Raw genomic sequence first — 15,432 nt, 5'->3', positions numbered from 1 at the left:
AGACGGTGGCCACGTGCTTGGTGACGTTCACGGACCTTCCGAAGCTGAACTTCAGACGGCCCAGCGCCTCACGGCCGGGAAGCAGCTCGCCGCACTCGGCGTCGAGTTCATGGGTGTTCAGCATGGTCAATTCCCCCTCAGGGATGGGCATTTCCGGTCGGACGCAGGCAGGTTCCCCCCAAACTCCGTCCGGCCTCATTGGACGTTCCGTCCAACGAGATTGGACAGTAGCGGCCCACGGCGCCGCACCGCAAGCGATTCCGGAAGGGAGTTCCCGGGCCCTGGCGAAGGCCCCTTTACAATCGGTCCGGCACGGAAAGGTTCCGTCCGTCGGCGAGCAGGAAGCGACCATCTGTGGCCAACGCACTGCAGCAGCTCATCCGAGAGGTCCTCGACCGCGAAGGCTGGTCGTACGGTGAAGTGGCCCGCCGTGGTGGCATTCCGCGGTCCACGGTGCACCACCTCGCCACCACGGACCGCACGGTCCGCATGCCGCAGCCAGCCACCCTCGAAGGGCTGGCCAAAGGGCTCGGCCTGCCGTTGGACACCGTACGCGGGGCCGCCGCCGAAGCCTGCGGCATCCACGTGTATGCGACCGGCCCGACCACCGCACGGCCCGGCGACCGCGCCGCCTCCCCTTCGGCGTCCGACCCCGAGGTGGAACTGCTCATCGCCAGCGTCCAGCGCCTCTCCGCGAACGACCGCCGCCATGTAGCCGCGCTGGTCGAGTCGCTACTGGACCGCTCACCACGGGACGAGTGACAGTCACGCCCGGCGAACAGCCGCTGGGGAACGGCGAGCTGAGGTGCCCGCAGCTGTTTGACGAAGACGCCGGGCGCAGGTGCGCGGTTCCTCGTCTGCCCGATCTCGACCAAAGAATCCGGACCGCCCGAAACTGGCCGACGCGGCCGCTAGTCTCTCCATCTGCTCGGGGCGCGTGAGCCGCACGACCCCTGACTCCCAGGGGGAGATGTGCTGTTCGTGCACGGCGGTCCCACCACCGCGGTAGTCCGCGGGCCGACGGGAGAGTCGGTCGTCCTGCTCTCCGGGGAACTGCCCGAAGTCCTGTCCGACGAGGCGCTCGCCGAACTCCTCGACCTCGCGGCCGCCATACTCACCGAGCAGGAACTCACCCTCTTCCGCCGGTGCCTGCACGCCCTCAGACGGGGAGAAGCACGCGCCCCGCGCCGCATCGAGATCGACGGCGCGGTACTGAGCGTTTTCCATCCTCATGTTGAGGTGTGGTGAAGGACGAGGACGGCCTTCACGATGTCGGTGATTCGGTTGGTGCTGCGGCGGAGCTTCCGCAGGAGGCGCCAGCCCTCCAGGGTGGCCATGGCACTCCAGCATCGGCGTCCCCGGCCGATGGGATCGAGAGCGAGTGCCCCGGATCGCCGCGGCGCTGTAGAGCTCGACGCAGCGTTCCTCGAAGCGGTGGATCAGCAGCATGGAGGCGAGCAGTTCACGGTGGTGCTTGCCCGCGCTTTCCTCGGTCTTCCGGCTGCGGGTGGTCTTCGCCGGCTTACGGCGGATGGCCGTCATGACGTTCCTTCCGCGGTCTTCGGAGCTGAGGCAGCTTCCGGCGCCTCCAGGGTCGAGGTGTCCCCCTCGGGCAGGCCGCCTTCCCAGGCGCACAGCAGCCGTCGCATGACCTTGCCGCTGCGGGTGTGCTGGAGCTGCTGGCCGAAGGCGATCTCCCGGGGCGCCACGGCGGGCCCCAGCTTGCGGCGCGCGAAGGCCAGCAGTTCACGCCGCAGGGCATCGTCGGGTTCGGTTCCGGGTCGGAGCGAGACGTACGCCTTGACGATCGCCCCGGCGGTCTCGTCGGGCCTGCCGATCACCCCGGCCTCGGCCACCGCGGGATGTTCCAGCAGGGCACTCTCCACCTCGAAGGGGCTGATCAGATGGCCGGCCGATTTGATGACGTCGTCACCGCGGCCGACGAACCAGAAGTACCCGGCCGCGTCCCTGCGCACGATGTCGCCGGTCAAGTACCAGCCGTCGGCGAAGCTCGCCTCGTACTGCTCTGTGGCGTGAAGATGGCCCCGGAACATCGACGGCCACCCCGGTCGCAGTGCCAACTCGCCTTACTGGGAGGGGTCTTGCACGATGCGCACCTTCCCTTCGGTCGAGCGCCAGACCTGACTGTCCGGTCCGCGCGCCAGCACCGCGGCGGTCGCGCCGGGAAGCGGTCGGCCCATGGGGCCGGGCTCGATGGGGGACGCCGCCAGGTTGGCGATCAGGATGCAGCCGCGGATGCGACGGCGGCATCTGCGGATCTCTTGCCGTCACCACGCTCCTTGATGCTGACGCCGACGGCGCCGACCGAGAGCACAAGCGCTCCCTATGCGGGTACATCTCCCCATTCCATGAACAGACCCCGCCCTGGAGCGCGGCACCGACGAGGACCGGGCCGACCTCGTGTTGGCCGGGCGGGAGCTTGTCGAGCGCGGCTCCCGCAGGGGGCCGGCCGAAGCTCCCCGCGACTGGCAGTTGATTCGCTGTCTCACACTCATCTCACAGACCTGCCGAGAAACGTAGGTCGGGGGCATCATCATCTGGACGGCCCCCGGACTGCATAGACAGTCCGGGGGCCTCCTAGACAGTCGGTAAGACGTTCGACACCAACTACCATTATTTGGTACCGGAGTTGGGGCCGGACACCGTCTTTGCCGCCGACTCCTCCAAGCAGGTCGGTGAGCTGACGGAGGCCCTCGCGCTCGGGCTCGCCGCGCGTCCCGTGCTCGTGGGACCGGTGACCTACCTGCTGCTCGCCAAGCCCGCGCCCGGCGTGGCCGCCGGCTTCGAACCGCTGACCCTGCTCGACCGGCTGCTCCCGGTGTACGCGCGGGTGCTGGCCGATCTGCGGGCGGCCGGAGCCCAGTGGGTGCAGCTGGACGAGCCCGCGCTCGTCCAGGACCGCACTCCCGCCGAACTGAACGCCGTCGCCCGCGCCTACCGCGAGCTCGGCTCACTCACCGACCGCCCGAAGCTCCTGGTCGCCTCCTATTTCGACCGGCTCGGCGAGGCCCTGCCGGTCCTCGCCAAGGCGCCGGTCGACGGGCTCGCCCTGGACTTCACCGGTCCCGCGGCCGCCAACCTCGACGAGCTCGCCGCGGTCGGCGGCCTGCCCGGCAAGCGGCTCGTCGCCGGGGTCGTGGACGGGCGCAACGTGTGGATCAACGACCTGGAGAGGTCGCTCACCACGCTGGCCACGCTGCTCGGTCTCGCCGGCCGGGTGGACGTGGCCGCCTCCTGCTCGCTGCTCCACGTCCCGCTGGACGCGGCCGCCGAACGCGGCATCGAGCCGCAGATCGCGCGCTGGCTCGCCTTCGCCCGCCAGAAGACGGCCGAGGTCGTGACCCTGGCCCGCGGCCTGTCCGGCGGCACCGGCGCGATCACGGCCGAACTTGCCGCGAACCGGGCTGACTTGGCCTCCCGCGCCGGTTCTGCCATCACCCGCGATCCGGCCGTACGCGCCCGGGCCTCCGCCGTCACCGAGGCAGCCGCCCGGCGTACCCAACCGTACTCCGAGCGGGCCGCCGCCCAGCGCGCCCACCTGCGCCTGCCGCCCCTGCCCACGACGACGATCGGCTCGTTCCCGCAGACCGGCGAACTCCGCACCGCTCGCGCCGACTTGCGGGCCGGGCGCATCGGCACGGCCGCGTACGAGGAGCGCATCGAGGCCGAAATCCGCGAGGTGGTCTCCTTCCAGGAGAAGACCGGCATCGACGTCCTGGTGCACGGCGAGCCCGAACGCAACGACATGGTCCAGTACTTCGCCGAGCAGCTCACCGGGTACCTCGCCACCCAGCACGGCTGGGTCCAGTCGTACGGCACCCGCTATGTGCGCCCGCCGGTCCTGGCCGGCGACATCTCCCGCCCCGAGCCGATGACGGTCCGCTGGACGACGTACGCCCAGTCGCTCACCGACCGCCCGGTCAAGGGCATGCTCACCGGGCCCGTCACCATGCTCGCCTGGTCCTTCGTGCGCGACGACCAGCCGCTCGCCGACACCGCCCGCCAGGTCGCCCTCGCCCTGCGTGACGAGGTCAACGACCTTGAGACATACGGCAGTTCGGTCATCCAGGTCGACGAGCCGGCGCTGCGCGAGACCCTGCCGCTGCGAGCTGCCGACCATCGTGCATACCTGGCCTGGGCCACGGAGGCGTTCCGGCTGACGACCAGCGGGGTGCGGCCGGACACCCAGATCCACACCCACATGTGCTACGCCGAGTTCGGGGAGATCCTCGCCGCCATCGACGATCTGGACGCGGATGTGATCAGCCTGGAGGCGGCCCGCTCCCACATGCAGGTCGCGGACGAGCTGGCCGCGGCGGGCTATCCGCGCGAGGTCGGTCCGGGGGTCTACGACATCCACTGCCCCCGCGTCCCGTCCAAGGACGAGACCGCGTACCTCATCACCCGGGCCCTGCGCTCCGTACCGGCCGAACGGCTTTGGATCAACCCCGACTGCGGCCTCAAGACCCGCGGTTGGGCCGAGGTCCGCCCGGCCCTGGAACGCATGACGTCGGCCGCGCGCGAGGCCCGGCGGCAGTTGCCCGACACGCGCTGAGAAGGGGCGGGGGTACCGGATCATCGGTCCCCCCGCCACCGTCTCAGTAGCACACGTGGCTCGGGGCGTCGGGGCCGCAGTAGTTGGTGCCCGCGGTGGCGATGCTGTCGGTGCCGGGGTTCAGTGTCATGGTGAGCGGTCCGGGCTTGAGCCAGCCGAGATCGTTGGATTCGGCGACGCTCCCGGTGGCCGCGGTTCCGTCGACGCCGGTGAGCCGCCCCGTGGCGTGACCCCCGTCGGTGATCTGGCCGTTGACCACTGTGTCGCACGGCGGGGCGGCCTGATCGCAGGTGACGTACAAGCGCTTGCCGATTTCGAACGAGCCGTCGCCATTCACCTGGAGCCAGTTGCCGTGGCCGGTCCAGTGGCCGACGAACGAGGACACGTCGACCGGCTTCACCGGGGGCGCCGTACTGGCGGACGGCCGGGTGGGAGCCGGATCGGCCGAGGCGTGGGCGTGCCCGCTGTTGCCCGAGCAGGCGGTTGCCAAGACGAACGCCGTCACCACCCCAAGGATGAGGCCGAAGCGTCGGGACGGGGCGGAGTTGCGAGGCGGAAGCGGGACCACGGGGACTCCTTCACGGGTGGGGGTGTGAGCGCGCCGGGAGGCGCTATCGCGGTTGGCGACACGGCGCGGCGTAGTCGGTCTCTTGCACGTACTGCTGCCACTGGGAGCTGCTGAGCGGATCGCCCGTGGCGGAGCAGAGCCGTTGGACGAGTCGTCCGGGGTCGGTGTCCCGGATCGCGATCGCTCCCGGGGCCCCCTCGCTGAGGACGAGTCGGCCGCCGCCAGGGAGCAGGGCGGTGAGGGCGAGTAAGTTCCCGAGGTCGTTCGTCATCGGGGCGAAGTCGGCGGTCGCTGCGGGCCGGCCGGAGGCGGGTACGTCCCAGAGGTGGATCCCGCCGGTGTCGTCAAGGCCGGCCAGGGCCGTCCCGTCCGGGCTGAATCGCAGGGCCCTCAGCGGGCCGGCGGTGGGGGGTGCGGTGCCCAGCGGCTTCGGTGCGCCGAGCTGTCCGACGTCCCACACGGTGAGGACGCCGTCGGTGCCGGACGTGGCGAGCAGGGCCCGTCGAGGTGACAGTGCGGTCGCGGTGACCGGGCCGATGCGGGTCATCGCCGGGGTCGCGGGCTTCGGGTGGGCCGGATCGCTGAGATCCCAGAGCGCGCTACGGAAGTCGCTGGTGTCCAGGGTGGCGCCTTCGCTGCCGGACAGCACCCTGCCGTCCGGCCCGAAGCTCCAGCTCACGACGCCCCGGCCGTTGCTGGGCAGGGTGGCCAGCAGGGACGGGTGGGCCCGATCAGCCACGCCGAGGAGGCGCAGCCGGCCGTCGGAAGCGAAGTCGGCGGTGAGCAGCTGGCCGTCGGGGCTGAAGTCCAGGGTGGTCGGCTCGTTGGAGTGGTCCTGCCGGAGGTGGACCGAGCCGAGTTCGGTCGGCCGCCGGGGGTTGGTGAGGTCCCAGAGCGACACGCCGCCGCTCGCGCCGACCGCGAGCACCCGGCCGCTGATCGCCACGCCGGCTCCTCCGCCCGTCAGGTGGGCGGTGAGCCGTGGCTCCTGAGGGGTACTGAGGTCCCAGATCTCGACCCGGTCCGCCGAACTCGTGGCGAGCAGCCGACCGTCCGGAGCCAGTGCGATGCTCGGCGTCCCGATGGACTGGACGGTGGCCAGGGCCGGGCGCGCCTGTCCGCCGCGCACGTCCCAGAGTTCGACCTCGTCGCCAGGTGCCCGAATGGCGTGATGCGCCTGGTCCAACGTGGCCAGAGTTCGCCCGTCGGCGGTGAAGGCCAGGGCGGCGCTGCCGCCGTTCAGGGCGGGCTGCGCCTCCGGGTGCGCCGGATCGGAGACGTCCCACAGCAGGATGCCGGCCGGTTCGGGGGCCGGCACCGTGGCCGCGAGTGTCTTCCCGTCCGGGCTGAACGCCACTGCCGTCAGGGGGCCTCGTTCTCCGGGAAGAACAACCGCCGAGCGCGGGCTGTGCGGGTCGGTGATGTCCCACAGGTGTACGGCGCCGTCGTCGCCGGTGGCCGCGAGGGCGTGCCCGGCCGGGGCGAACGCGACCGCGCGTGCCGGTGCCGACAGGGTCAACCGCGTGAGGAGTCGCGGGTGTTCGGGGTCCTTGAGATCCCACAGCCGCACACCGTGGTCCAGGCCCGCCCCGGCCACCTCAAGCCCGTCGGAGCTGACGGCCAGGCCCGCGACCTGTGCGGTGCTGCCGTCGAGCGGCGGGAGGTTCCGCGGGTGCGCGGGGTCGGTGAGCCGCCAGCTCCGGACGCTCAGGTCCCGGCCCGCCACGGCCAGCACCTGGCCGCCCAAGGCCACGGCACGTACCGGACCTTGCCCAGCGACGAGGTCGGCGAGCCGCCGGGGGTGGGCCGGTTGTGCCGTGTCCCACAGCTGTACGGTCCCGTTGCCCGAGCCGATCGCGAGGAGACGCCCGTCGGCGGCGAGCGCGACGGCCGTGGCGGCACCGTCTACCGTCAGGGCGGCCTGGTCGGCATGACCGGCGAGGCTCCACAGCCGAACCGTCCTGTCCTGGGCAAGGGCGAGCAGTCCCCCGCCCGAGCTCACGGCGGTGACGCCGGGCGCGGTGATGGTGCCGGGCAGCGGCAGGCCTGCCGACAGGGCGTCGATGGTGTCCCGGGTCGGCGCCAACTGGTATGCGGCGATACGCAGTTGCTTGGCGAGGCCGGGCTGGGAGGCATCCAGCACGGCAGCCTCCGTGTCGAGCCGGTGCGCGAGGTTGGTGCGCCGGTTGGCGGCGCTGTCGCGGTGCTGCTGTACCGCGACGACAGCGGCGAGCGAGGCGGCGATCAGTGCCAGGCAGAGAGCCACGTACCGGATGGTGCGCCGCCGCCGGTCGCGGGCGCGCAGGTGTTGGCTGTGCTGTACGAACTCCGCTTCCTCGGCGGAGATTTCCGGCGCCCGGGTGCCGAGCCACCGCCGTGCCTCGTCGATCCGGCGTTGGTCGAGGGTAAGTTCGGACGGGCGGCCCTGCTCCTGCCAGGTCCGCAGAGTGCGTCGGAGCTCCTCCTGCCAGCGGCGGAAGTCACGGTTGCGCTCGATCCAGTCACGGAGCCGAGGCCAGCTCTCCACCAGGGCCTGGTGGGCGAGTTCGGCGGTGTCGAGGCCCGTCGGGCGGCGGGTCACGACGACGAGCCGGGTGCTGGCCAGGCGGTGGATCAGCGACCAGTCGCGCTCGGAGAACTGGTCTCGGTCGGCGACCCTGCGCAGGTCGGGGCCGCGTTCCCCGGCGTCCAACGGCTCACCAGGACGGACCAGTTGAATGAAGATGCGTTCCAGTGCCTCGTGCTCGGTGTCGTCCGCCCACTCCCACAGGGTGCGCTCCGCGTTGCCGACCAGTGCGCCTTGCACCCCGCCGAGCTCCTGGTAGGCCCTGGTGGTGAGGAACCCGCGCTCCTGCCGCGCCCACAGCTGGCTCAGGGTGTACTCCAGCATCGGCAGCGCGGCCGCACCGCTCGGGGTGTCGCGTACCAGCTGCTCGGCCAGACCGTCGGCGAACCGGATGCCGGGGTGCCCCTCCAGCGGGCGGGCGATGGTCTCGCGCAGCTGCTCGCGCGTCATCGGCGGCACCACGACATGGGTCGTCTCCCAAGCCGCCCGCAGCACGGGGAGCCGCTCGACGTGCGGCAGGAAATCGATGCGGGTGACGACCACCGCCTGGGCCGGCCGACTGCCGTCAGCGCGGCGCGAGGTCAGGGCGCCCATCATCGTGTCGAGCCGACGAGCCGTTTCCGGCGCGTCCACCAGCAGCGTCTCGAACTGGTCGGCCACCAGCAGGAGTCTGCGCCTTCCCCCGTGGCGGGCCAGGGTCTGTTCGAGCGCCGTGCGCAGCCCGTCCTCGTCCCGCAGCTGACGGGACAGGGCGGACCACCGGTCGTGCCAGTCCGCCTTGCGCGTGTCCTCGTCACCGGCGGACGCCAGTGCCCAGGCCAGCAGTTCCTCGGCGGTCAGCCGCAACCCGTGCGGCACCCGGGCGACGAGGTAGGTGCCGGGGTCGGCCCGGGCCAGCAGACCGGCACCGATCAGCGAGGACTTGCCGACACCAGAGGCACCGAACACCGGCAGTACCGGAACCTGTTGTTCAGCGACCAGTTCGAGCAGCCGGCGCGTCTCGTTGGCGCGCCCGTGGAACACCGCACCGTCCTGCTCGGTGAACGGCCACAGTTCGCGGAAGGGACTGCCACTGATCAACCGCGAGCGCAGTTGTGGCCACTCCCTCGCGAGCGACTCCACGGTCAGCGCATAGCCGGTACGTCGCCGCTGGTCTCCCTCCACCGCGACGACGACCCCGATGACGCCCTGGTACTCCTCGTCCCACACCGGCGCCCCGCTGAAGCCGCCGGCCAGCGGGAAGCCCACCCCCTCGTCGAACGTGAGCTGCCACCAGCCGGTCCCTTCGCGGCCCTCGACGGTGCCACGGGTCCAGATCCCGGCGTCCTTGCTTCCGTTCGACCCCGGGTATGTCGGGAACCCGAACGCCCGCCAGCGGTGCCCGGCCAGGTCGTCCGCCTCCAGGATGCGCATCGCCACGGCGTCCGCCGGGGGCGGGCCGGCCAGCCTCAGCACGGCCACGTCACCGCCGTTGTCGGCGGCCACCGGCACGCTGAAGTGCACCGTGGCCGACACTTTCGGGCGCCCTGCCAGGAGGGGAAAGTCGACGGTCACCTCGAAGCGCGCGGGCAGCGGCTGGTCGTCCGGGAGGCCGGCGATGGCCGAGACGACGTGGGCGCAGGTGAGCAGCAGACGGCCGGGGATGAGGAACGCGGCGCCGACCGGGAGCCCGTCGTGCAGGACCCGCGCCGTCCCCCGCTCCCAGGCCTGGGTGCTCGACGCTCCCGGCGACGTCATTCGTCGCCCTGGTGGCGACTCCACTCCAGTTCCAGTGTGATGTGCGCGTCCCCGGACCCCTTGGCCACGACGAGCCCCGCCTCGGCCGTGACCTTGATCCCGAACTCCGCGCGGATGCGGTCGGGGCTCCTGGGCAGGTCCGTCAGGCGGTTCACCACCGCCTCGGCGACGTGCCGGATGCGAGTCAGGCCCGCCTCGAAGGTGTCCACGGAAGACGCGATCAGGCCCTCGCCGCGGCTCGCCCGCACGACTCCAGAACCCTGGTCGTCGGACAGTTCGACGACGACCGACTCGCCATTCTCGAAGGGCACACTCAGATACACGCGACGACCTCTCTGGCGGCTGACGTTTCATCAAACTAGGTACATCAAAGCCTAGTTGAGAAGATCTGTCGCTGTACTGTCAACCGGTCGGGCCAACCTCGGCATGTCGGCCGTGCGAGCGCGAACGCTGGGGGTGGCCCCTCCGGCCGAGCCGGGCGGGGAAGCCCCCCTGCGCGCGGCGCCGCTACGCGTCCGCGACCGACGTGTAGTGCGAGGCGTCCCCCGCGATCGAGTAGCTCTCCTTGCCCTCGATGCCGACCGGTACGTCACCGGCGACGGTCACGCGGTGCAGGCGGCGCGGGAGGCCGTTGTAGTTGTCGATGGCGTAGTGCTGGGTGATCCGGTTGTCGAACAGGACGAGCTGGTTCGGGGACCAGCGCCACCGCAGGACGTTCTCCGGCCGGGTCACGTACGCCTGGAGCAGATCGAGGATCTTGCGGGACTCCGCCACCGACAGGCCGACGATCCGCTGGGCGAACCCGCCGATGAACAGGCCGCGTTCACCGGTCAGCGGGTGGACGCGGACGACCGGATGGGCGGTCCGGAAGTTGATGGAGGTGAACTGGGCGCGCTGCTCGGCCTTGTCCTCGTCGACCTCCTCGTCCGGCACCGCGTAGTCGTAGTCGTTGGTGTGCTCGGCCCACAGCGTGTCGGCGAGCAGTCGCAGCGGCTCCGGCAGACTCCGGTACGCGGACGCCGAGTTGGCGATCAGGGTCTCGCCTCCGTACGGCGGGACGGTGATGCTGCGCAGGGTGCTGGCCTGCGGCGGGTTGAGGACGAAGGTGACGTCGGTGTGCCAGTGGTTGGCGCGGCCGCGCTCGCTGTCCACGGGCAGCACGTTGGGCGCGTCGTCGACGGCGGGCACCGTGGGGTGGGCGGTGGTGAGGTCGCCGAAGTGGCGGGCGAAGGCCTGCTGGCCCTCGTCGTCGAGGTCTACGTCGTCGAAGACCAGCGCTTTGTGCTCGTTGAGGGCGGCGCGCAGGGCGGCGACGCTCTCCCCGTCGAGCGGCCTGGCGATGTCGACGCCGGACACCTGGGCGCCGATGTGCGCGGTGACCTTGCGGATCTCTATGCCGGACATGTTGGGGTCCTTTCAGACTCGGGTGAGGGTCGGGGAGGTGGTGTGCTGGTTGGCGGGGCGCGGGAGGCCGTAGCGGTCGCGCAGGGTGCCTCGCGGGCCGTACTCCGTGCGGAACAGGCCGCGGGCGCGCAGGATCGGCACGACGTGGTCGACGAAGAGGGCGAGGCCGGAGGGCAGGACGGCGGGCATGATGTTGAAGCCGTCGGCGGCGCCCAGGCCGAACCAGTTCTCGATCGCGTCGGCCACCTGCTCGGGCGTTCCGGCGAAGGTGAGGTGGCCGCGCCCGCCGCCGAGGCGGCCGATGAGTTCGCGGACGGTGAGCCGCTCGCGCCGGGCGAGTTCCACGACGAGGGTGTAGCGGCTCTTGGCCCCCTCGATGTAGCTCTCCGGCGGCAGATCGGCGGGCAGCAGGGCGTCGAGTTCGAGGACGCCCGGCTCCAGGTTCAGCAGGCGTTCGAGCCGGTGGAGGCCGTGCTCGTGGACGATGTGCTCCTCCAGGACCCGCTCGTGCGCACGTGCCTCGGCCTCGGTGGAGCCGATGACCGGCACGATGCCGGGCAGGATCTTGAGGTGGTCGGGTTCCCGGCCGGCCGCACGCGCCCGGGACTTGAGGTCGGCATAGAAGGCCTGCGCGTCCCCCAGCGTCTGCTGCGCGGTGAAGACCGCCTCCGCGTACCGGGCCGCGAAGTGCTTGCCGTCCTGCGAGGAGCCCGCCTGCACGAGGAGTGGGTAACCCTGCGGGCTGCGGGGGACGTTGAGCGCGCCCTCGACGCTGAAGTACGTGCCCTTGTGGCGCGGCGGGTGGACCTTGCGCTCGTCGCCCCAGACGCCCTGCGCCTTGTCGGCGACGACCAGGTCGTCCTCCCAGCTGTCCCAGAGCTTGAGCGCCACGTCCAGGAACTCGGCGGCCCGCTCGTACCGAGTGGCGTGGGTGGGTTCGTCGTCGAGCCCGAAGTTGCGGGCGGCCTCGGCGCCTGCCGTGGTGACGATGTTCCAGCCCGCCCGGCCGCCGCTGATGTGGTCGAGGGAGGCGAACCGGCGGGCCAGGTTGTAGGGCGAGTTGTACGAGGTGGAGGCGGTGGCGATGAGCCCGATGTGCTCGGTGGCCACCGCCAGCGCGGTGAGCAGGGTGAGCGGTTCGAGCACCCCGGCCGGGCGCTGGGCGACGTTGCTGAAGAGGACGGGGCCGTCGGCGAGGAAGAGCGAGTCGAAGGTGCCGCGCTCGGCGATGCGAGCGAGCTCGCGGAAGTGGTCGAGGTCGACGCTCGCGTACGGGTCGCTCTCGGGCAGCCGCCACGAGGCTTCGTGATGCCCAGTGCTCATGAGGAAGGCGTTGAGGTGGAGTTGGCGCCGGGTCACTGGTGGTCCTCCTGATGTTGTGCGTGTTCTTGGTGTGCTGTTACGCCGAGGGCGGTCAGGAGCCGTTCCCGGTGCTCTCCCCCAAGTTCTCGACTTCGCTCGAACAGGGAGGGACCCCCATGGAGCGGGTCGCGGTACGAGCGCGGGTGCGGGCGCTCGATGGTCAGGTCGAGGCCGATGCGGCCCCGGTCGAGCACGAGGACCCGGTCGGCGAGGACGATCGCCTCGTCCACGTCGTGCGTGACGAGGAGGACGGAGGGCCGGTGGCGCTGCCACAGCTCGCGCAGGAGTGCGTGCATGCGGATCCGGGTCAGCGCGTCCAGGGCGCCGAACGGCTCGTCGGCTAGGAGGAGTTCCGGCTCGCGGACCAGGGAGCGGGCCAGTGCGGCGCGCTGTGCCTCGCCGCCGGACAGTTCGTTGGGCCACGCCTTTTCGCGCCCGGCGAGCCCCACTTCGGCGAGGGCGGCGCGCCCGCGTTCGGCGGCCTCCTTGCCGTCCGTCCCGAGCAGTACGTTGTCGAGGACGCGGCGCCAGGGCAGCAGCCGGGAGTCCTGGAAGACCACGGACACCCGCTCGGGGGCGGTCAGTTGACCGCTGCCGGTGACCTGGTGGTCGAGCCCGGCGATGGCGCGAAGCAGCGTGCTCTTGCCGGAGCCGCTGTGCCCGAGCAGCGCGGTGAACTGGCCGGCCGGCAGGTCGAGGTCGATGTGGTCGAGGACCGTACGGCCGTCGAAGGAGCGGGTCAGTCCCGCGAGGCGGACCGCCGGGGCTTCCTCGACCGTGGTCAGTTGCTCAGCGTGCGTCGCCACGACAGCACCCTCCGTTCGACGATGCGGACCGCGCTGTCGGAGACGAGACCGAAGACGCCGTAGATCAGCAGGCCGACGAGGATGATGTCGGTGCGGCCGTAGTTCTGGGCCTGGAACATCAGGTAGCCGAGTCCGCTGGTGGCGTTGATCTGTTCCAGGACGACCAGGGAGAGCCAGGAGCCGGTCACGCCGAGCCGCAGGCCCACGAAGAAGCCGGGCAGCGCGCCGGGGATGACGATCTGCCGGACGAAGCGGACCCTGGACAGGCCCTGGACTTCGGCGAGTTCGACGAAGCGGTGGTCGATGCCGGACAGCGCGGCGTGCAGGTTCAGGTAGATCGGGATGTAGACGACGATGGCGATGGTCGCGATCTTGAAGGTCTCGCCGATGCCGAGCCAGAGGATGAACAGCGGGATCAGGCCGAGGGTGGGGATCGCCCGGTTGAGCTGGACCGTTCCGTCGATCAGCGCCTCGCCGACCCGGCTGAGCCCGGCCGCGAGCGCGAGGACCACACCGGCGGTCAGCCCGAGCGCGAACCCGTACCCGGCGCGTTCGAGCGAGGTGAGCACATCGGTGGACAGCGTTCCGTCGCTCCACAGTTGACCGGCGGTGCGCAGCACCGTCCACGGGGCCGGGATCGCGGCGGGGTCCAGTTGACCGGCGGCGGACGCGGCCGCCCACAGGGCGAGGACCAGACCCGGGCCGATGAGCCGGGAAGCGGGCAGCCTCTTGCCGGGCGCGAGGGCGCGGCGCCGGGCGCGAGGTACCGGCGTGGGTTGCTCGGCGGGTGTCGACACCACGGGTGTCGTGGCGGTGGTGGTCATGGCCGTCACCTCTGGTACTCGGCCGGGACGGCCTTGGCCGCGAGACCCTCGAAGCGTCGGTCGAAGAGCGAGTCGACCTTGAACCTCTTCACGAAGCCGCCCTCGGCCAGCAGGTCCGCGGTCTCCTGCTCCCACTTCACCGCCTCGTCCCAACTGGGCGGGAAAAAAGGCTTGTTGGCGAGCTTGGTGATCGACTGGGCCTGCGCGTTGGTGAGGTTCTGGGTCTTGACGTAGAACTCCTCGTTCCAGGCGTCCGGGTGCTCGTACGCCCACACCTGACCCTTCGCCCAGCGGGGGACGTACGCGGCGACCGCGGCTGCCTTCGCGGGGTCGGCGAGGACGGAGGTGGGAGCCCACAGCAGGTTGAGGAGGTCCACGACGTCGGTCGGGATGGTGTGCGCGCCCTTGGGCCCGTACTGCTTGAGGTAGGCCGGAGCCTGACTGTTGGCGAGCGGGGCGATGTCGACCTGGCCCGCCTGGAGCGCGGTGAAGAACTGATTGCTCGTCAGCGGAACGAGGTGTACGTCGTCATGCGTCAACCCGGCCTGCTTCAGGGCCCGCAGCAGGACGACGCCCTGCGCCTGCCCCTGCGAGAAGGCCAGCTTCCTTCCCTTGAAGCCCTGGACGTCCCTGATGTCGCTGCCGGGCTTGGTGGCGAAGACGTAACTCGGCTTGCGGGTGATGTCGATCGCCACGATCTTCGCGTCGTACCCCTGGAAGTGCGCCTGGATCGGCGGGATGCCCGCGTTGTTGGCGACGTCCAGGGACTTGGCGCGGAAGGCGTTGATGACATCGGGACCGGCACCGGTGTTCACCCAGTCCGACACGGTGAAGGGCAGGTCGGTCAGGCCCGCCAGCTTGAACTGGAGCTGTTGGACACCCTGGTACGAGGCGATCTTCAGGCTCGTGCCGGAGGGCACAGAGGTGGCCAGCGGGGCGGACGCGGACCCCTTGACCTTGGAGTCGGCCGCGCTGGCACCCGCACAACCGCTGAGTCCGGCAGCGGCGGCGACGCCCAGCAGGGAGGACAGGAACAGCCGCCGGTCGACACCGGGCACGGCTGGGGACACTGGTGGCATGGAGGGACTCCGTGAAGTCAAGGGGAACTCAAGGGAACTCAGAAGAACACAGGGGGGTGGAATTCGTGCGCCGTTGCGGAATCCGGGCACAGCGAAGTCAGGAAAGCCGGGAGGAGAAGTGCGTGCTGAATTCAGCACACGCCGAAGGCGCCGTAGGGCTGGCCCGATAGAGCTACCGGGGGGGCGCAAGGCGGGCTCGACTGCACTATTGCGTCAACGCGCCCGCAACAATGCGTCGCCTCGTCGTCGTACCAACCCGTCGGGCCGCCGCGTCACATCAGTAACAAGCCGCGTCACATCAGCAACAAAGGGTACGGCCGATCCGCATCAGGTCGATGAAGCGGCACTTGATCAGCGGAACCTGCCACGAGGGTGCCTGCGCGACGCCGGTGATCATCGAGTCGCGGACCTGCCGCGACTCGATGATCACTGGGGAGAATTCCTGCGCGCTGCTCATGCCCAGAATGTTCGCGGCACGGCGCGACCCGTGTCAACATTCGGAGTTTCTGA

Annotated in this window: 12 protein-coding genes and 2 pseudogenes; 3 read left to right on the top strand and 11 right to left on the bottom strand. The window is 70.8% G+C overall.

Going from position 1 to position 15,432, the window contains the following annotated elements; translation table 11 throughout:
* Nucleotides 1-354: 354 nt before the first annotated feature.
* Nucleotides 355-762 carry a helix-turn-helix domain-containing protein gene (locus ADK54_RS19625; RefSeq protein ID WP_053726965.1) on the top strand — a complete coding sequence of 136 codons (408 nt, stop codon included), beginning with the start codon at nucleotides 355-357 and terminating at the stop codon, nucleotides 760-762.
* A gap of 210 nt (nucleotides 763-972) precedes the next feature.
* Nucleotides 973-1,248: a hypothetical protein gene (locus ADK54_RS19620; protein WP_234392137.1), complete on the top strand. Its 276-nt coding sequence runs from the start codon at nucleotides 973-975 to the stop codon at nucleotides 1,246-1,248.
* Here the strand turns inward: ADK54_RS19620 and ADK54_RS48820 are convergent.
* A pseudogene (locus ADK54_RS48820) lies at nucleotides 1,230-1,340 on the bottom strand (IS5/IS1182 family transposase); the annotation flags it as partial. The gene ADK54_RS19620 and the pseudogene ADK54_RS48820 sit on opposite strands and share 19 nt — an antisense overlap.
* A 198-nt stretch (nucleotides 1,341-1,538) precedes the next feature.
* Nucleotides 1,539-2,054, bottom strand: a complete 516-nt coding sequence (locus ADK54_RS19615) for an AMP-binding enzyme (RefSeq protein WP_324610177.1) — start codon at nucleotides 2,052-2,054, stop codon at nucleotides 1,539-1,541.
* A 557-nt stretch (nucleotides 2,055-2,611) separates the two neighbouring features.
* Here ADK54_RS19615 and metE point away from each other — a divergent pair.
* A pseudogene (metE, locus tag ADK54_RS19610) lies at nucleotides 2,612-4,576 on the top strand (5-methyltetrahydropteroyltriglutamate--homocysteine S-methyltransferase); the annotation flags it as partial.
* A 43-nt stretch (nucleotides 4,577-4,619) separates the two neighbouring features.
* On the opposite strand, the gene ADK54_RS19605 reads toward metE, so the two are convergent.
* The 9 genes from ADK54_RS19605 to ADK54_RS46095 form a co-directional block, all read right to left on the bottom strand.
* The gene (locus tag ADK54_RS19605; RefSeq protein WP_159047845.1) at nucleotides 4,620-5,081 is read right to left on the bottom strand and encodes a hypothetical protein; all 462 of its coding nucleotides are present in this window, start codon (nucleotides 5,079-5,081) and stop codon (nucleotides 4,620-4,622) included.
* 106 nt (nucleotides 5,082-5,187) lie between these two features.
* Nucleotides 5,188-9,447 carry a trypsin-like peptidase domain-containing protein gene (locus ADK54_RS19600; protein ID WP_053726963.1) on the bottom strand — a complete coding sequence of 1,420 codons (4,260 nt, stop codon included), beginning with the start codon at nucleotides 9,445-9,447 and terminating at the stop codon, nucleotides 5,188-5,190.
* Nucleotides 9,444-9,770: a CU044_2847 family protein gene (locus tag ADK54_RS19595; protein WP_234392136.1), complete on the bottom strand. Its 327-nt coding sequence runs from the start codon at nucleotides 9,768-9,770 to the stop codon at nucleotides 9,444-9,446. Before ADK54_RS19595 ends, ADK54_RS19600 begins: the two co-directional genes overlap by 4 nt.
* Before the next feature lie 184 nt (nucleotides 9,771-9,954).
* On the bottom strand, nucleotides 9,955-10,851 hold the full coding sequence (locus ADK54_RS19590; RefSeq protein WP_053726962.1) for a TauD/TfdA dioxygenase family protein: 897 nt from the start codon (nucleotides 10,849-10,851) through the stop codon (nucleotides 9,955-9,957).
* A gap of 12 nt (nucleotides 10,852-10,863) precedes the next feature.
* Entirely contained in the window at nucleotides 10,864-12,210 is a 1,347-nt protein-coding gene (locus ADK54_RS19585; protein ID WP_107090574.1) for an LLM class flavin-dependent oxidoreductase, read from the bottom strand.
* On the bottom strand, nucleotides 12,207-13,019 hold the full coding sequence (locus tag ADK54_RS19580) for an ABC transporter ATP-binding protein (protein ID WP_053726961.1): 813 nt from the start codon (nucleotides 13,017-13,019) through the stop codon (nucleotides 12,207-12,209). The genes ADK54_RS19585 and ADK54_RS19580 overlap by 4 nt, the downstream gene beginning before the upstream one ends.
* A complete protein-coding gene (locus tag ADK54_RS19575; RefSeq protein ID WP_053726960.1) occupies nucleotides 12,995-13,843 on the bottom strand; it encodes an ABC transporter permease in 849 nt (282 codons plus the stop codon). Before ADK54_RS19575 ends, ADK54_RS19580 begins: the two co-directional genes overlap by 25 nt.
* A 5-nt stretch (nucleotides 13,844-13,848) precedes the next feature.
* Nucleotides 13,849-14,922, bottom strand: coding sequence for an ABC transporter substrate-binding protein (locus ADK54_RS19570; RefSeq protein ID WP_053726959.1), 1,074 nt, complete (start codon nucleotides 14,920-14,922; stop codon nucleotides 13,849-13,851).
* Nucleotides 14,923-15,220: 298 nt separating this feature from the next.
* The gene (locus ADK54_RS46095; RefSeq protein ID WP_159047844.1) at nucleotides 15,221-15,379 is read right to left on the bottom strand and encodes a hypothetical protein; all 159 of its coding nucleotides are present in this window, start codon (nucleotides 15,377-15,379) and stop codon (nucleotides 15,221-15,223) included.
* Between the last annotated feature and the right edge of the window lie 53 nt (nucleotides 15,380-15,432).

The organism is Streptomyces sp. WM6378 (assembly GCF_001279695.1).
In the GTDB taxonomy this organism is placed as follows: Bacteria; Actinomycetota; Actinomycetes; order Streptomycetales; family Streptomycetaceae; genus Streptomyces.
This window is presented reverse-complemented; position numbering and strand designations above follow the sequence as displayed.